14 protein-coding genes and 1 pseudogene are annotated in these 15,163 nt (G+C 66.5%); 9 read left to right on the forward strand and 6 right to left on the reverse strand.

What is annotated here, in order from left to right:
* The first annotated feature begins 40 nt into the window (after nt 1–40).
* Both OSB52_RS20480 and OSB52_RS20485 read left to right on the forward strand, forming a co-directional pair.
* Nucleotides 41–976, forward strand: coding sequence for an NADP-dependent oxidoreductase (locus OSB52_RS20480; RefSeq protein WP_235726122.1), 936 nt, complete (start codon nt 41–43; stop codon nt 974–976).
* 87 nt (nt 977–1,063) lie between these two features.
* Nucleotides 1,064–2,218, forward strand: a complete 1,155-nt coding sequence (locus OSB52_RS20485; RefSeq protein WP_235726109.1) for an NAD(P)/FAD-dependent oxidoreductase — start codon at nt 1,064–1,066, stop codon at nt 2,216–2,218.
* 20 nt (nt 2,219–2,238) lie between these two features.
* On the opposite strand, the gene rsgA is transcribed toward OSB52_RS20485, so the two are convergent.
* Complete coding sequence (gene rsgA / locus OSB52_RS20490) at nt 2,239–3,306, reverse strand: ribosome small subunit-dependent GTPase A (RefSeq protein WP_266063337.1); 1,068 nt, start codon at nt 3,304–3,306, stop codon at nt 2,239–2,241.
* A 415-nt stretch (nt 3,307–3,721) separates the two neighbouring features.
* On the opposite strand from rsgA, the gene OSB52_RS20495 reads away from it, so the two are divergent.
* Nucleotides 3,722–5,917: an MMPL family transporter gene (locus tag OSB52_RS20495; RefSeq protein WP_266063338.1), complete on the forward strand. Its 2,196-nt coding sequence runs from the start codon at nt 3,722–3,724 to the stop codon at nt 5,915–5,917.
* 36 nt (nt 5,918–5,953) lie between these two features.
* Here the strand turns inward: OSB52_RS20495 and OSB52_RS20500 are convergent, their stop codons facing one another.
* Together OSB52_RS20500 and OSB52_RS20505 are read right to left on the reverse strand one after the other, a co-directional pair.
* Nucleotides 5,954–6,394, reverse strand: coding sequence for a UPF0158 family protein (locus tag OSB52_RS20500; protein ID WP_235726123.1), 441 nt, complete (start codon nt 6,392–6,394; stop codon nt 5,954–5,956).
* Nucleotides 6,395–6,709: 315 nt separating this feature from the next.
* Nucleotides 6,710–7,612, reverse strand: a pseudogene (locus OSB52_RS20505) (alpha/beta hydrolase); the annotation flags it as partial.
* A 214-nt stretch (nt 7,613–7,826) separates the two neighbouring features.
* On the opposite strand from OSB52_RS20505, the gene OSB52_RS20510 reads away from it, so the two are divergent.
* From OSB52_RS20510 to OSB52_RS20520, 3 genes are all read left to right on the forward strand, one after another.
* Nucleotides 7,827–8,321, forward strand: coding sequence for a hypothetical protein (locus OSB52_RS20510; protein WP_235726112.1), 495 nt, complete (start codon nt 7,827–7,829; stop codon nt 8,319–8,321).
* A 121-nt stretch (nt 8,322–8,442) separates the two neighbouring features.
* Nucleotides 8,443–8,901 (forward strand): hypothetical protein, encoded by a 459-nt coding sequence (locus OSB52_RS20515; RefSeq protein WP_235726113.1) that lies wholly within the window; start codon nt 8,443–8,445, stop codon nt 8,899–8,901.
* Nucleotides 8,902–8,915: 14 nt separating this feature from the next.
* Nucleotides 8,916–9,653, forward strand: a complete 738-nt coding sequence (locus tag OSB52_RS20520) for a DUF6319 family protein (RefSeq protein ID WP_235726124.1) — start codon at nt 8,916–8,918, stop codon at nt 9,651–9,653.
* An 11-nt stretch (nt 9,654–9,664) separates the two neighbouring features.
* Here the strand turns inward: OSB52_RS20520 and OSB52_RS20525 are convergent, their stop codons facing one another.
* The 3 genes from OSB52_RS20525 to OSB52_RS20535 form a co-directional block, all read right to left on the reverse strand.
* Nucleotides 9,665–10,261: a hypothetical protein gene (locus OSB52_RS20525; RefSeq protein WP_266063339.1), complete on the reverse strand. Its 597-nt coding sequence runs from the start codon at nt 10,259–10,261 to the stop codon at nt 9,665–9,667.
* A gap of 100 nt (nt 10,262–10,361) precedes the next feature.
* On the reverse strand, nt 10,362–11,243 hold the full coding sequence (locus OSB52_RS20530) for an exodeoxyribonuclease III (RefSeq protein ID WP_266063340.1): 882 nt from the start codon (nt 11,241–11,243) through the stop codon (nt 10,362–10,364).
* Between the two features lie 335 nt (nt 11,244–11,578).
* Nucleotides 11,579–13,087, reverse strand: coding sequence for a protein adenylyltransferase SelO (locus OSB52_RS20535; protein WP_266063341.1), 1,509 nt, complete (start codon nt 13,085–13,087; stop codon nt 11,579–11,581).
* A 316-nt stretch (nt 13,088–13,403) separates the two neighbouring features.
* Here OSB52_RS20535 and OSB52_RS20540 point away from each other — a divergent pair, with 316 nt between their 5' ends.
* The 3 genes from OSB52_RS20540 to OSB52_RS20550 form a co-directional block, all read left to right on the forward strand.
* Entirely contained in the window at nt 13,404–13,886 is a 483-nt protein-coding gene (locus tag OSB52_RS20540) for an MFS transporter (protein WP_235726117.1), read from the forward strand.
* A 264-nt stretch (nt 13,887–14,150) separates the two neighbouring features.
* On the forward strand, nt 14,151–14,441 hold the full coding sequence (locus OSB52_RS20545) for a transposase (RefSeq protein ID WP_235726118.1): 291 nt from the start codon (nt 14,151–14,153) through the stop codon (nt 14,439–14,441).
* Nucleotides 14,438–15,163 (forward strand): IS3 family transposase (locus OSB52_RS20550; protein ID WP_266063342.1); only part of this gene is annotated, 726 nt, incomplete at its 3' end. The genes OSB52_RS20545 and OSB52_RS20550, both read left to right, overlap by 4 nt.

Raw genomic sequence — 15,163 nt, forward strand, 5'->3', positions numbered from 1 at the left:
CTGGCTGTTGTTGTACTGGAAAGCGAGGATCGACACCAACATGCGCGCGATCACGTACTCCCGCTTCGGCGGGCCTGATGTCTTGGAGCTCACCGAATTGCCCGAGCCCAAAGTCGGGCCGGACTCAGTGCTGGTGCGAGTCCATGCCTCGAGCGTGAACCCCGTCGACTGGAAGGTGCGAGAAGGACACCTCGACCCGATCATGGACAGCGTATTCCCAGTCATCCCGGGCTGGGACGTGGCCGGAGTCGTCGAACAGGTCGGCCTGGACACACCCGAATTCCGCGTTGGCGATGAGGTGTTCGGCTACGTCCGCAAAGATGTGGTGGGCGGGACCGTCGCCGGCGGCACGTTCGCCGAGTTGGTCGCAGCGCCGGTCCGAACCCTCGCACACAAGCCGGCCACCTGGTCGTTCGAGCAGGCGGCTGCGGTACCTCTCGCCGGCCTTACGGCATATCAGACGACCCACCGCGCCGGTGTGCAGCACGACCACACGGTCCTCATCCATGCTGCCGCGGGTGGAGTCGGGTCGTTCGCGGTTCAGATCGCCCGATCGATCGGCGCGCGGATCATCGGCACAGCATCGGAGGACAACCACCAGTATCTGCGCAGCCTGGGCGCAGAGGCCATCACCTACGGTGAGGGCATCGTCGAACGTGTACGTGAGTTGGCACCCGAGGGTGTCGACGTGGTCCTGGACTATGTCGGCGGCGACGCGCTCGACCCGGTGCCCGACGTACTTCGTGACGGCGGAACGGTCGCCTCGATCACCGATGCCCGGGCGCGCGACGAGTTCGGCGGTCACTACATCTGGGTGCGCCCCGACGTCGCTGACCTCACCGAGCTCGCGCGCCTCGGCGACGCGGGCGAACTCGTGCCCGAGATCGCGGAGGTCTTCGACCTCGCCGAGGCCGCGGCCGCCCACCGGCGCAGCGAGTCCGGCCATGTCCGGGGAAAGATCGTCGTACGGATGTGACGACACAGTACGACTGTGGATACGCGACGCTTTCGTCGAGTCTGGTCACAACGTGTCGGCATCCGGCCGATTGGGTACCCGCATCAGGTGAATGACCGAGGGTTGATCGTGATCGGCAGCGGACCTGCCGGCGTCGCCGCCGCTGCGGCGTTTCGCGAGTATTGCGACGATGTGCCGGTACGGATGCTCACTGCCGATGTGGATCGGCCCTACTTCCGTCCACCGCTCAGCAAGGAGTTCTTGCGCGGCGAAACCGAGGACGTCAGCAGGGACGGTGCCGAGTGGTGTGCCGATCATGGCGTGGAATTGTTGACGGGCACGCGCGTCGACGCGATCGAGGTCGAGCAGCGCGTCGTTGTCGCGGCGGGCGCGCGGTACCCCTATACCGAACTGATCCTCGCGTGCGGTGCCAGTCCGACGCCGCCGCCGGTGCCCGGTGGAGATCTCGCGCACATACTGCGGTCACAGCGAGACGCGATACAACTGCGAGATGCGGCGCGTCGGGCAGATTCCGCGGTGGTCATCGGCGCCGGATTCATCGGGTGCGAAGCAGCGGCATCGCTGGCGATGCAGGGTCTTTCGGTGACATTGGTTGCACCAGACGAGTTCCCGCAGCAGAAACGCCTCGGCGCCGAAACCGGTCAGAGATTGGCGGCGCTGGTGGAGAAATCCGGCACTCGGTTCGTCGGAGACACCAGGGTGCAGGAGATCACCGGCGACAGCGTCGTGCTCGACGATGGTGTGTCCGTGCACGCCGATCTCATCGTCGCGGCCACCGGCGTCGCACCCAACAGTGCTATCGCCGAGACCGGCGGGCTCGAGGTCAAGCACTCCCGCATCGTTGTCGACGCCGGGATGCAGACCTTCTGGCACGGCGTCTTCGCGGCCGGCGACGTGGCACTGGGCGTCAACACCACCGCGCGACGCCCGATCGCCATCGAGCACTGGCAGGATGCGACCGATCAAGGTGCGGTCGCCGGTCGGCGTGCCGCAGGGGCTGACGCGGCCTGGTCGCAGGTCCCGGGGTTCTGGACGACCATCGGCGACGAGACCCTCAAGTATCACGCGTGGGGTGACGGATACGACCGCAGTCGACTCGTCGACCACGGCTCGGGTTGCACCGTCTGGTACGAGGCCGACGAAGCCGTCGTCGGCGTGCTGACACACAACGCCGACGACGACTACGACCTTGGGGAGAGGCTGATTCGCGACCGGAAGCCGGCGCCGGTCCCCATGCAGTGACCGGGTGGTCGCCGACGTGCTCAGCGGTGACGGTTGCCCGACCGTTGCTTGATGGCTCGTCGCATGCGCGCGATCTCCTTCTTGTTGTGTCGTTCCCGCTCGGCGCGAAGGCGGGCGTCGGAACGGGAGGCGACGTAGGCGTTCTCGCGGAGAAGTCGACGGTAGCTGTCGAGGCGGCGCTGGGGGATTTCGCCGGAATCCACGGCTGTCAGGACGGCGCACCCTGGCTCGACGGTGTGTGCGCAGTCGGTGAATCGGCAGTCGCCGGCCAGTTCGACGATCTCGGAGAAGGTCTGGTCGAGCCCCTCGTCGACCCGAAGAACGCCAACACCCCGCAGTCCAGGGGTGTCCAGGAGGACTCCGCCCGTGGGCAGTGGCAACAACTCCCGCCAGGCGGTGGTGTGGCGGCCCTTGCCGTCACTGCTGCGCGCCGCCCCGGTCGCCAACCGGTTCTCGCCAAGCAGACAGTTGCCCAGAGTGGACTTGCCCACTCCGGACGGTCCGAGCAGAACGACCGTGCCCGCCAGCGCGCCGACCACGATGTCCATACCGTCGCCTCTGGTCGCGCTGGTGACCAGCACCTGCACCCCGGGCGCGACGCCCGACACCTCGTCCAACGCCTGCGGGACGTCGGCGCATCGGTCCGCCTTGGTGAGCACCACCACCGGAGTGCCGCCGCTTTCCCAGGCCAGCGCCAGTATCCGTTCGATACGTCCTGGCTTGATCGGATCGGCGAGAGAGACGACCACCACAACGGTGTCGACATTGGCGGCCAAAACCTGGCCCCGTGAGGTACCCGCCGCGGACGCTCGGACCACGGCTGTCCGACGCGGCACGATCTCGACGATTGTCGCGGCGTCGATCCTGGTGGACGGTCGGAGTGCCACCCAATCTCCGGTGCAGGGTGTCAGCGATTCCGCTGCGGTGGATGGGGGAGATGCTGCCGCCCGCACCGGGCCGGTCTCGGCGACGACGTCGCAGTGCCCACGCTCGGCGCGCACGACCCGGGCCGGCACCAAACCGTGGGCGCGGTGGCCGGCGAACGACTTCTCGAGGTTCGTGTCCCAACCGAAGTCGGCGACGGTCATCTCGGGAACGGAAGTGAAATGGGTTGAGGGTTGATGGGTTTCGGGTTCAGGAAACACGGGAGATACCTTTGCCGGAGGGGCCTCCCGAGTCGGTACCCACGCCTGGCGAACTCAGACGGAACGAGCAGGATTCGTGGTGCGAGTCAGGATTGAGCCCGGGAAATGAGGACGAATGAGTCGCTGCACTCGGCAGCCCTACCGGCGGTCATCAACGCACACTCCTGGATCATGGCGGCGGACCCATCGCCTGCCGCGATGCCCACTCTAACGCCGCCCAATCGGATTCTCCACGGGTTTTCGCGGGTGTTCCCGCGCGGCAGTTCTACAAGGGTCAGGGGTGAGCCACGAATATCGAGGGAAAGTTTGGGTGGTTTCCCTGATTCTCTGAGCGGAGTCGGTACGTCACCATCAATGCATGTTCACTTCGGTGGCGGGATGGACGGTTCGCAATCGTTGGTCGGTGGTGGCCGGGTGGGCGGTCGCGCTCGTCAGTTGTGTTGTGTTGGCAGGGATCTTCGGCGGTGACTCGATCACGAACTTCGCCGACGACGAACGAACCGAATCCGGCCGAGCGCTCGCCACTCTCAACGCCGCGGCCGGGGGATCGGCGGCCGACGAGGCGCGCGTCGTTGTCGCGACCCCCCCGACCGTGCCCGGGGGCGTGCGAAACCCGGCGGTCCGGGCCGAGGTGGACGCGCTCCGCCAACGCATCACCGCTGTCGATCCCGACACGCAGATGGCAGACCTCTACACTTCCGACGTCACCGGCGACACCGCGATCTCATCGGATTCCACCGTCGGCTACACCACGCTGACTGTGCCAGCGCAGTCCGATAGCGAGCGAGCGGATCTCGTCGCCGAGATCAAGGATGCATCATCACAGTTCGATGCCCCGGACAGCCGTGTGAACTTCGCGGGTGACTGGTTCGCCGACGAGGCACCGGCAGGCATGGGCGAGGCGATCGGCATCGGTCTGGCGATGATCATCCTGCTCATCGCATTCGGGACGGTCATTGCCGCGGGACTACCCCTGGTGACGGCGCTGTTCGGTGTCGGGGTCGGCGCGTCGGTACTCCTGCTATTGCAGAACGTGGTGGATACCCCGAGCTTTGCGGTGTCGCTTACCGCAATGCTCGGAATCGGGGTGGGCATCGACTACGCATTGCTCATCCTGACGCGGTTTCGCGCTGCCCTGGCCGATGGCTGCGCGGTCCCCGACGCGGTGCTCGCCGCCATGAACACCGCCGGGCGATCGGTCGCCTTCGCCGGGGCGACGGTCACCATCGCCATAGCCGGTCTGCTGACCCAGGGTGGAGTGATCGGACCAACGATGACCCTCGCCGGGTGCGCCGGTGTGCTCGCGGTGATGCTGGCCGCCCTCACGCTGTTGCCGGCGCTGCTCGCGATCATCGGCACACGCTTCAACAAGCTCGCGATTCCGGGATTGCGGACCCGCCCCGGAGCCGACGGCGCGCTGGCCCAACGCTGGAGCCGGACCGTGCAGCGGCATCCATGGGGCGGGGTGCTGGTGGCCCTGGCGATCCTCATCGTGCTGACCATCCCGGCATTCGACCTGCGACTCGGCTTCGGCGATGCCGGCAACCGGCCGGCGCAGGACACCACCCGAATCGCCTACGACGATCTCGCCCGCGGTTTCGGTGCCGGCGCGAACGGGCCGCTGTACCTGGTCACCGAACTGCCTGACGGCGCCGGGGGAGTCGCCGAGCTCGATGCACTCGCCACCCGGCTCGAGGGCACCGACGGGGTCGCGACGGTGAGTCCACCGATCCCGCTGGGTCGCGTGGACGGCACTCCGGTGGCGATGCTGTCGGTCACGCCGACGACCGGCCCGCAGGATGCGGAGACGCTGGACCTGGTGCATCGCATTCGTGCCGATCTCGTCCCGGAATCCGGATTGACAGTGGAACTCACCGGCGCCGCCGTCGGCGGCAGCGACTTCGCCGAACTCACCCTCGACCGGCTACCGCTGATGGTCGCGATAGTGCTGATCTGCTCGTTTCTGCTGTTGGCGTTGGCTTTTCGATCCCTGGTCGTCCCCACCAAGGCGATCGTGATGAACCTGCTCTCGCTGGGTGCCGCGTTCGGTGTGATCGTCGCGGTGTTCCAGTGGGGTTGGGGGATGGAACTCATCGGGATCGGCAAGATCGGTCCCACCGAGGCCTGGGTGCCGATCGTGCTGTTCGCCGTCGCCTTCGGTCTCGCGATGGACTACGAGGTGTTCCTGGTTTCACGAATCCGCGAACGCTATCTGGCCACCGGCGATCCGACGACCTCGGTCACCGAGGGCCTCGCGAAGACGGCGCGAGTGATCACCGCCGCGGCCGCGATCATGGTGTGTGTGTTCGCGAGCTTCGTGTTCTTCGACGACCGCGGCCTCAAGGCGATGGGGCTCGGGCTGGCCACCGCAGTGTTCATCGATGCGACGGTGGTGCGAATGTTGTTGGTGCCCGCGACGATGGAGATCCTGGGTCGTTACAACTGGTACTGGCCGTCGTGGCTGTCGCGCGTGCCGTCCCTCGACGGGGTGCATCGAAGCGCCGTCGAGCCCGATGAATCCCCGGCCGTGTCGACACGCGCCGACGTCGGATAGACAGCGCGTCCATGCCGGTCGCCGGCGGTGTGTTGGTCATGTGGCCGAGCGCTCCTCGGAACGGTACCCCTTATTGCTCAACCACTGTCGCGCACGACCACGTTTACGTTCGGCGGAGAACATGCGATATCGGATGAATTCGTAGCCCGAGTCGAACAGCACGTCTTTGAATCGACGAAACGCGCCTTTGCCGGCCAGCGCGATGCTGAGCTTCTCGACGAGCGCCTCGTCGACCACCGAATCGAGGAAGTCCTCCATGTCGCGGTAACCCGACCGAGATCCGGTGTTCTCGACAAAGAACCAGCGGTCGGAATCCTCCAACTCGTCCTCATCGAACATGTCGCTGCCCACGTCGTCGAGCATGCTCTGCTCCCACGGCATACCGGTCTGGAGGTCGATGTACCCGTCGCCATTGCGCAGATCGCCCTCGAGGAGATCGGCGATGTCTTCGAGAGTCACAGCGATCGGTCGGAGCATGGGGGTGGGCCCGCCGAGGACGCCCTCGAGCTGCGCGGCGAGCTCGTCGTCGCCGTCCCAGCCCCGGGCACGCAGCGCGTTGGCACACTTGGCGGCCACGTCGTCGGCCCCGGCCACCTTGTTCTCGACGGCCGAGGTCACCGCGTCGCCGACGTATTGCAGGACCGCATGCACGGGGCGTTGCTTCAACAGGTCGACGAGTTCCGGGCCGGACGCGGCGACAGCTCGCCGGAGTTCCTTCAACGACGCATCGTCCCACGCCCGCCCAGACTGGTCACCGGTGTCCGGCGAAGGCGTTGTGGGCCTGCCAGATTCGAGTCGCTGCCGCAGCCACTCCGTCACGTCGCCGACTGCCGCAGTCGCGATCGGGGTTGGATGCCCGGTGAACCCATGCGGCACACCAGGGTAGATGCGGATGTCGACATCGTTGTCGGCGAGCGCGAGCCGAGCGGCCATGGCGATGTTGTCGTCGAGCAGGACGTCGCGCTCGCCGACAACAAGCAGCACCGGGGGTAATCCCGACAGGTCGGCGAAGGCGGGCGAGACGTCGGGGATCGTCCGGTCCGATACGCCGCCCACATAGGCTTCGAGAAAGTACTCGTCCGAGATCAACCGGCCGGCCGGCGTGGTGGCGCTGAGGTCCCAGGTGCCGAAGTGCAGGGCGGCGCCCGCGACGTGGTGTGCCAGTGAATGATCGCGCAGCCGGAGCAGCGTGGTCACCGCAAGCGTCGCGCCCGCCGAGAATCCACCGATCGTGATGCGGTCTGTGCCGAAGCGGTCGTGGGCGCAACCGATCAACCACCGCATCGCGGTCTCGCAGTCGTCGGGTGCGGCCGGCCACGGGTCCTCCGGCGCGAGGCGATACTCAACACCCACGACAACGATCCCGAGATCGTCGGCGAGCCGGCGGTTGCGGATGTCGTCCTGGACGGCGGAGCCCAGATAGAAGCCGCCGCCGTGGATATTCAGGTGCACGCCGCGCACCCGGCCGTCGGTGGGTGGAATGATCCGCACGGGCACCGACTGGGCGTCGACCTCCACTGTCTCCACTATGGCGTGTGCGTCGGGAACGGCACGCACCTGTTTGCGACGGGCCGCCGCGAGTTCGTCGCCGTCGCGTGGCCCGCGACCGGTCGGCGTGTCCCGGTAGTAGGCGAGTGACTCGGCGAGATCGCCCTCGGGCACCGGAACTGTGATGTCGCTCATCCGCAGTTGCATGCGAGCACCTCCTCCGAATCCCTTCTACCCGGACAGCGGGCGAGCATTCAACGTGTGGTGATGAGTCGGGAGCAGCACCGCGTTTTTTCAGCCGGATGGCGCTCACCGACCTGGGCGACCAACAGTTGTGCACACCGCCCGGAGGCCACCTCGATCTCCCGTACCGTGAGCGTGCGGATCTCGACCCGTCGGACGCTCAGACAGGAGACTTGCTGTGGCCAACAATCAGTCGCAGGCCCCATGGCCGCTGAAGGCTCGAGCAATCAGCGAATCCACCGACCACGGCATTCGCGCGGTGCGCGCACACGACCTCGCCGGCTTCGCAGAAGCCCTCGAACAACTCGCCATCCACCCCGAGGCCCGCGAGGTCCACGCCCACATGGTCCGCGAACTCATCGAGACCCGATACCAGGACGGTGTGACCGGTGACGATGTCGCCGATGTGCTGTCCCGCACGGTCGGCGACTCGGGCGCCTGGCATGCACCAGTCGATCCGTCGGCAGTGGTGGTGGTGCTCACCGGCAGTCTGGGCGTAGCCGAACGTTCTGACGATGACGGTCCGCCCGCGACCATCCCGCCGGCCGAGCTCAACGGCGCGGCGATCCTGGTGATCGCCCACCTCGCGGCCGATGCCGCAATCGATCATCAGCAGTATCTGGTGCGTGCCATCGAGGAGATACGCCGCGCTCAGACGGTGGAGATGCCCTGAGCAGTTGCGCAGCAGCCGTCCGGTCGCCGTCCGCTGCCGTCGCCGACGCTGCTCGGTTCGCGCCCTATCTGTTGTCCTGCGCCGGACACCAGTGTCGGTGCCGTGTCGTACCGTCAGCACCATGACCACTTGGGACGCGATCACGGCTGCCGTCGGCCTCGCGCTGGGTGGCGAGCCGGACCGGGGTCGTGAGGAGTTGATGGCCTGCTGGATTGCCACGGGTGAATCCGATGCCGGGCAGCGATGCGTCATCGCGCACTACCTCGCCGACCTTCAGTCGGAACTGGCCGACGAGGTGATGTGGGATGAACGAGCGTTGGACGCGCACTCCAGGATTCAGGGCTCGGAGCTCGCGCACGTGGGTATCGACGATGCCCGCGGCATGGCACCGAGCCTTCATCTGAACCTGGTAGATGGCTATCTGAGGCAGGGCGAGACCGCTGTGGCGCGCCAACATGCGACCGCTGGTGTCGCCATGGCCGATTTTCTACCTGACGACGGCTACGGGCGGCTCATCCGTGACGGGCTCGATCGACTGACGACGCGGATCGACAACGTGTCGGACAACCACTCGACGTGACCATGTTCGCACACATGTGCGAACATGGTCAGGTGACTTCGCGCAGCAAAGCCGGACTGACCGCCGATGATCTCGAATCCCTGTCCTCGAGTCTCGCCGCAGGCAAACGGGTCACCGTCTACCTTCGCGATCCGATGCCTGCCCTCGGACTCGAGGCCGGGGTATCGGCGCGCGTCTTGTCGATCGACGGCACCACCGTGATCGCGAGCCCGAAAGGTGTGGACGATCAGTTGCCGTTCGAAGCCGAGGAACTCCATCGGACTCGGGCGGCGGCAGCATCTGCCACCGCCCCGCGACCGCGCGCATCGTCGTCGGGGCGCGCAGCTCCGCCGGCGGCACCGGCGAAGTCACCACGAAGCGCACAACACACGGCCAAGCCTCCATCGGAGTCGGGGTCGGCGAGGTCTCCCCGCGAGTCGGCACCGCCGAGCGTGACAGCCAAGACGACCCGCCGCGCCAAGCCGGGCACAGCAGCCGTCAGTGTCACCGTGACAGCGGTCGATGCGACCACCTGGAAGGTGTCGGTGATGCATGGCACCAAGAAGCTGGGCAAGGCCACCGAGGTGACCGCCGACCGGGTGGCGAACGCCATGCGGGAACTCGGCGACACCACCGCCATCTCAGCGGTGGACGACGTGATCGAGTCCGCACGCGCTGCCGCACAGAAACGCATTGACGAGCTCAACGACGAACTCGAGACGGCGCGCGCCGCCTTGGCTCAGCTCGACGATCGCCTCGGCAACAGCAGTTGAGACAACCAGTGTCAGGCTGACTCCATTGCCCGCTTCGCCTTTTCCAACGCGGCGAGCGTACGCAACACGGACTCGCGTTTCGCCGTCAGATCGGACACCTTCGCCTTACCGCCGAGACCGGATTCTTGCTGCGCGACCGCGAGACGGTTCTCGATGTCAGTGAGCTGCGCCAGCAGGCCCTCGGCTCGGTTGACGAGTTCGGCGCTGTCGGGGCGGGAGATATTCGTGGGTCGGGTGCCTCCGGACGCGGCGACCCGGGGCTTGTCAGCCGGCGCCTTCGCGGCGGTCGTCGCAGCGGGGGAGGCGGATCGGGTGACCGCGGTTCGCTGCTTGGACCGTGACGCTCCCCGGGCCGGCGTGTGGGTACGGGTTCGGGTCAGCTCTGCCGACGCCGCGCCGGCCGCGACCCGGTGCGCGCGCTCCTCCTCATCGTCGGACTCCACCGAGCCACCCAACGGACGCAGACCGTAGAAGCCGACGAACTCACGAGCCGCGGCGATCGTCTGCTCTGCGGTGCGACAGCGCCCGCACCGCGGTTCATCGCGGAAGTCCGCGACGTCCTCGTCGGACGAGCACCACACGCATTCCTCGGTGGTGACGTCGGTCATGGAAGCACTGGTAGCGAGGGAAGACACGGGTGAACATAGTACGACACATGGCTTTTCGCTTCGCGCCGGGGGTTTCGCTGCACCGTACCGCGGCGGCCGGTTATCCGGACCGGCGCTGATTCGGGTCCCGGTAGGTCACCACCAGCGGAGCGTGATCAGACAGGCGGTCGGCCGGCGACAGCCCTTTGTCCACCACGACATCGATCGCCCGGCGTGCAAGGCCGGGCGTCGCGAGCTGGTGGTCCACACGCCAACCCACATCCTTGGTGAAGGACTGACCGGCCCAGCTCCACCAAGTCAGTGGCCCGGGTCGTTCGCCGTACACCTGTCTCACCACGTCGACGAGCCGACGCGTGCCCAGGATCGAATCGAACCACGCCCGGTCTTCGGGTAGGAAGCCGTCCATGGTGCGAGCGGCACGCCAGTTCGTCACATCGTGTTGTGTGTGGGCGATGTTGAGGTCGCCGGCAAGCAGGAATTCGCGCCCCGCCCGCAGCGCAGCGAGACGGCTGCGGTCGAGCTCGCGCGCGAACGCCGTGAGGAAGCGCTGCTTGCGCGCGTACTTGGCGCCGCCGTCGGGCGCGTCGCGCATCGCCCCCGGCCGCTGACGGTCTCCAGGCAATCCGCCCTTCGGTAGGTAGAGACAGGCGATCGTGACGGGCCGGTCGGCCAGGTCGACCTCGATGTAGCGGCCGTGGGTGGCGAACTCGCCAAGTCCACGCGCGCGCGGTGGGTCGGTCACCCACGTCCGCACGGCCGCGGGCGACAATCGTGTGAGCACGGCGACCCCGTTGCGACCGGCCAAGGACCCGACATCGGCGGCCACCGAATAGCCGGGGAAGTCACCGAGGTCAGGCATCCGACAACGTAATTCCTGAATCGCGACAATGTCGGGGGACCGCTCGGCGAGCCAGCGATCAAAGCCACGACGACGCGCCGCCCGAATCCCGTTGACGTTGAACGAAACGACCGTGAAGGACATCAGGCCATCTTGCCAATCCTTCACTTTCGGGCAAGTAATTCAATTTGCAGTCATGCCCACTTCACTATGGTAATTGTGGGTTGTCGGGGTTTCAGTTCCGGATTGCTCGAAGACATCTGACCCGAGTTGCGCGCATTCGGTACTCAAAGATGTTCCTGTGCAATCTGTTGGGACTCGCAAGCTTCCGGCGCCCGCACGCGCACACCAATCATCATTCAGAAAGGCATATCCATGCTCATCGGAATCGTCGAAGCAATCAGAGACCTGCACGTCGGTGCCTATGATTTACTGCTCGCGCTGCTTTCCACCGGTAGCGCCGGCAGTAGCTAGCACGATCACGTCCCGCAGAACGTCTGGAAACTGTCGCTGAAGGACGCCGGGGCTGGCCCAGCGAAGTGCTCCCACTCGGTGCGCGGTTCGAACGGATGCGTGACAGCGTCCATCAAGCGCTCGAACGGCGTCAGGTCGCCGTCGGTGGCGGCACGTAACGCGAAGTCCACTTGGTGGTTGCGCGGGATGTAGAGCGGATTGATGCGGTCCATCGCGGCAGCCGTCTGCGCTCGATCGCGCCCGAGCCGATCCAGAGTTGCATGCCAGCGGTGCAGCCAGGGGTCTACGTCCTCGCGGGGGATGGCGTCGACCAGCGCTGTCGGGTCGCCGCGAAGCTCGGACGCGAGTGCACGGAAGGTTCCCGTCCAGTCGGCACGGTGGGCGGCCATCAGGGTCACCAGGTCGTCGACGAGTTCTGGCTCGCCGAAAGCGTCGGTCAGCCCGATCTTGTTCGCCATCCCGGCGAGGAAATGCTGCTGATACCGGGCGTCGAAGGTGGACAACGCCGCGGTCATCACGGCGATCGCCTCGTCGGCCGTCGGACCGGCCAACGGAAGTAACGTTTCGGCGAAACGCGCCAGGTTCCACTTCACGACGTCGGGCTGATTGGCGAAGGCGTAGCGTCCGCCGTGGTCGATGGAGCTGAAGACCGCCGCCGGGTCGAAGGCGTCGAGGAAGGCGCACGGACCGTAGTCGATGGTTTCACCGGAGATGGTGGTGTTGTCGGTGTTCATGACGCCATGGACAAACCCGACCAGCATCCAGTCGGCCACCAGGGCCGCCTGCCGCTCGAGCACCGCCTCGAAGAATGTGAGGTAGCGGTTGCCACTTCCCTCGGGCGCGAGCCCTAGCAGGTCCGGGTAGTGGCGATTGATTGCGTAGTCGGCCAATGGCTGGACCAGCTCGGTGTTGCGGGCCGCGAGCTCGAAGGTCCCCACGCGGAGGTGGCTGGCGGCCACACGGGTGAGCACAGCGCCGGGCTCGAGGCGGTCGCGGCGCACATCTCGGCCGGTCGCTACGACTGCGAGCGACCGGGTGGTGGGTATACCCAGCGCGTGCATCGCCTCGCTCACCAGGTACTCGCGAAGCATCGGACCGACCACCGCGTAACCATCACCGCCACGCGAGAACGGCGTCGGACCAGAACCCTTGAGCTGCAGGTCGACTCGATGGCCGTCCAGGTCGATAAGTTCACCGATAAGCAATGCGCGACCGTCCCCGAGCAGCGGGGCGTAGTTGCCGAATTGGTGACCCGAGTAGGCCGTGGCGACCGGATCGGCGCCCGCCGGTGCCGCCGCACCCGACAGGAGCGCGACGCCGTCATCTGCGCGCAACGCTGCCGCGTCCAGCCCCAAGGCCTCGGCCAGTTCGTCGTTCAGCACCAGCAGCCGGGGGTCGGGCACGTCGGCGCCCTTCCACGCCACGGTCAGCGGCGACAGTTCGTCGGCGAAAGTGCGCTCGAAGCCGGTGATCGCGGAGCTCGTGCGGGTGGGGGAGTCGGGACCTGCAGACACTGCTCCAGGATAACCACAGGTGGGCTGGCCAGTGGATGTCCGCAGCGGAGGTCGTCGTCCGCAGCGTCGAGAAGGCACCCGTACAAGCCATTGCCACGCTTCCCGCTGTCTGGACTGTGGTGGCCATCGCTGTCGCAGTGATCGGCGCCTCGCATAGTTGGTGGGGGCTGCTGTGGCCGCGATTGTCTTCGTTGCCATCGGTTTTACGATTTCGACCGGCGCGACACCCCCTGAACGATCCCCGTGGCATAGCGATCCCGGCATGCGCGCCGATGCACTTTTTGTGATACACACGTATCACGAAAGGTGGTGGCCCATGATTGACGCGAGATGGGCTGCGTTGTGGATGGCGTCGGCAGCGCAGCTGATGGTGGTGCTCGATGTGTCCGTGGTCAACATCGCACTGCCGGCGGTGGGCGACGACCTGAGGATGACCGATGCCGCGTTGCAGTGGGTTGCGAGCGGCTACGCACTTGCGTTCGCCGGGGGATTGTTGGTCGGCGGTCGGTTGGCCGATGTGTATGGGCTGCGACGGGTTTTCGTCTTCGGGCTCGGGGTGTTCATCGCGGCGAGTGTGATCGGCGGGCTGGCGGTGTCGGGGGAGATGCTGATTGCCGCTCGGGTCGTGCAAGGGGTGGGCGCGGCGATCGCGTCACCGGCGACGTTCACGATTCTCACCCGCACTTATCCCGAGGGGCCTGTGCGGACCCCGGCTACAGCCCCGTGCAGGCCGGCTTGGGCTTCCTCCCACTCACTTTCGTCACCATGGTCGTCGGCGTCCACGTTGTTCCGCGCCTGATGACACGCCTTCCGGCCCGCCATCTCATTCTTGCTGGCGCACTCGTCGCGGGCGCAGGGTTCGTGTGGCAGGCATCGGTGTCGCTTGACACCTACCTCACGACCATCGCCGGGCCGGCAATCATCATCGGCATCGGTGGCGGCTTGATGAGCACCCCGCTGGCGACCGCGGTCACCAGTGGCATCAACCCCTCAGATGCCGGGGCCGCATCCGGACTGATGAGGTTCCCCCCGAACCGTAGAGGCATCGATAATGAGGAGCACGATGCCAGAGAAGCGGAAGAAGTACGACCGGGAGTTTCGTGATGGGGCTGTCCGGATCGTCGAGGAGACGGGTAAGTCGATCGCCCAGGTCGCCCGAGACTTGGGGGTCAACGAGGGCACGTTGGGCAACTGGGTCAACCGGGCGCGCGCCGAGCGGGAGGGCAGCGGCGAGCTGACCCCTGATGACGCTGCTGAGCTCAAACGGTTGCGTGACGAGGTCGCCGAGCTGCGGATGGAGCGTGATGTCCTCAAGCGATCAGTGGTCCTGTGGGTGAAGGAGGCGACGAAGTGAGCGTGGCGCGCTTTATCGCCGACCAGAGGACCAAGTACCGGGTGCCACACGCGGTGAGCTGCCGGCTACTCGGGGTCAGTGAGGCGTGGTTCTACAAATGGCGCAACCGGGCCCATTCGCCGGGTGCGGCAACGGGTTTGCACACCACCCGTGACTACCGCCGGGACACCATCGACCGGGCCGTCGCGGTGGCCTTCGACAAGGCCCGCGGGCTGCACGGGTCGCCGCGCCTGCATGCGGATATGCGTGCTGACGGGTGGACGGTGACCGAGAAGACTGTCGCTGATTCGATGAGCCGCCAGGGCCTGGTGGCGCGGCGGATCCGTCGGCGCAGCGGGCTGACCCGCCAGGACAAGAGCGCGGCGAAGTTCCCCGATTTGTTGTGTCGCGATTTCACTGCTCAGTGTCCCGATGAACGGTGGGTCGGCGACATCACCGAGATCCCGACCGCGGCGGGCAAGTTGTATCTGGCCACGGTCATCGACCTCTACAGCCGTCGGTTGCTGGGTGCGGCCACCAGTCGCCACCCGGATGCGGCGTTGGCGTGTGCGGCCATCGAGATGGCGGTCGCCACGCGGGGCGGTAAGCAGGCGATATGGCGTGACGACGATGCGCAGAAGCTGATTTTCCACACCGATCGAGGGTCTACGTACACCGCGAAGAAGTTCACCAAGCTGTGCCGCCGGATGGGTATCCGGCAGTCGATGGGGCGTGTCGGATCG

The organism is Gordonia aquimaris (genome assembly GCF_026262595.1).
Classification (GTDB): domain Bacteria; phylum Actinomycetota; class Actinomycetes; order Mycobacteriales; family Mycobacteriaceae; genus Gordonia; species Gordonia tangerina.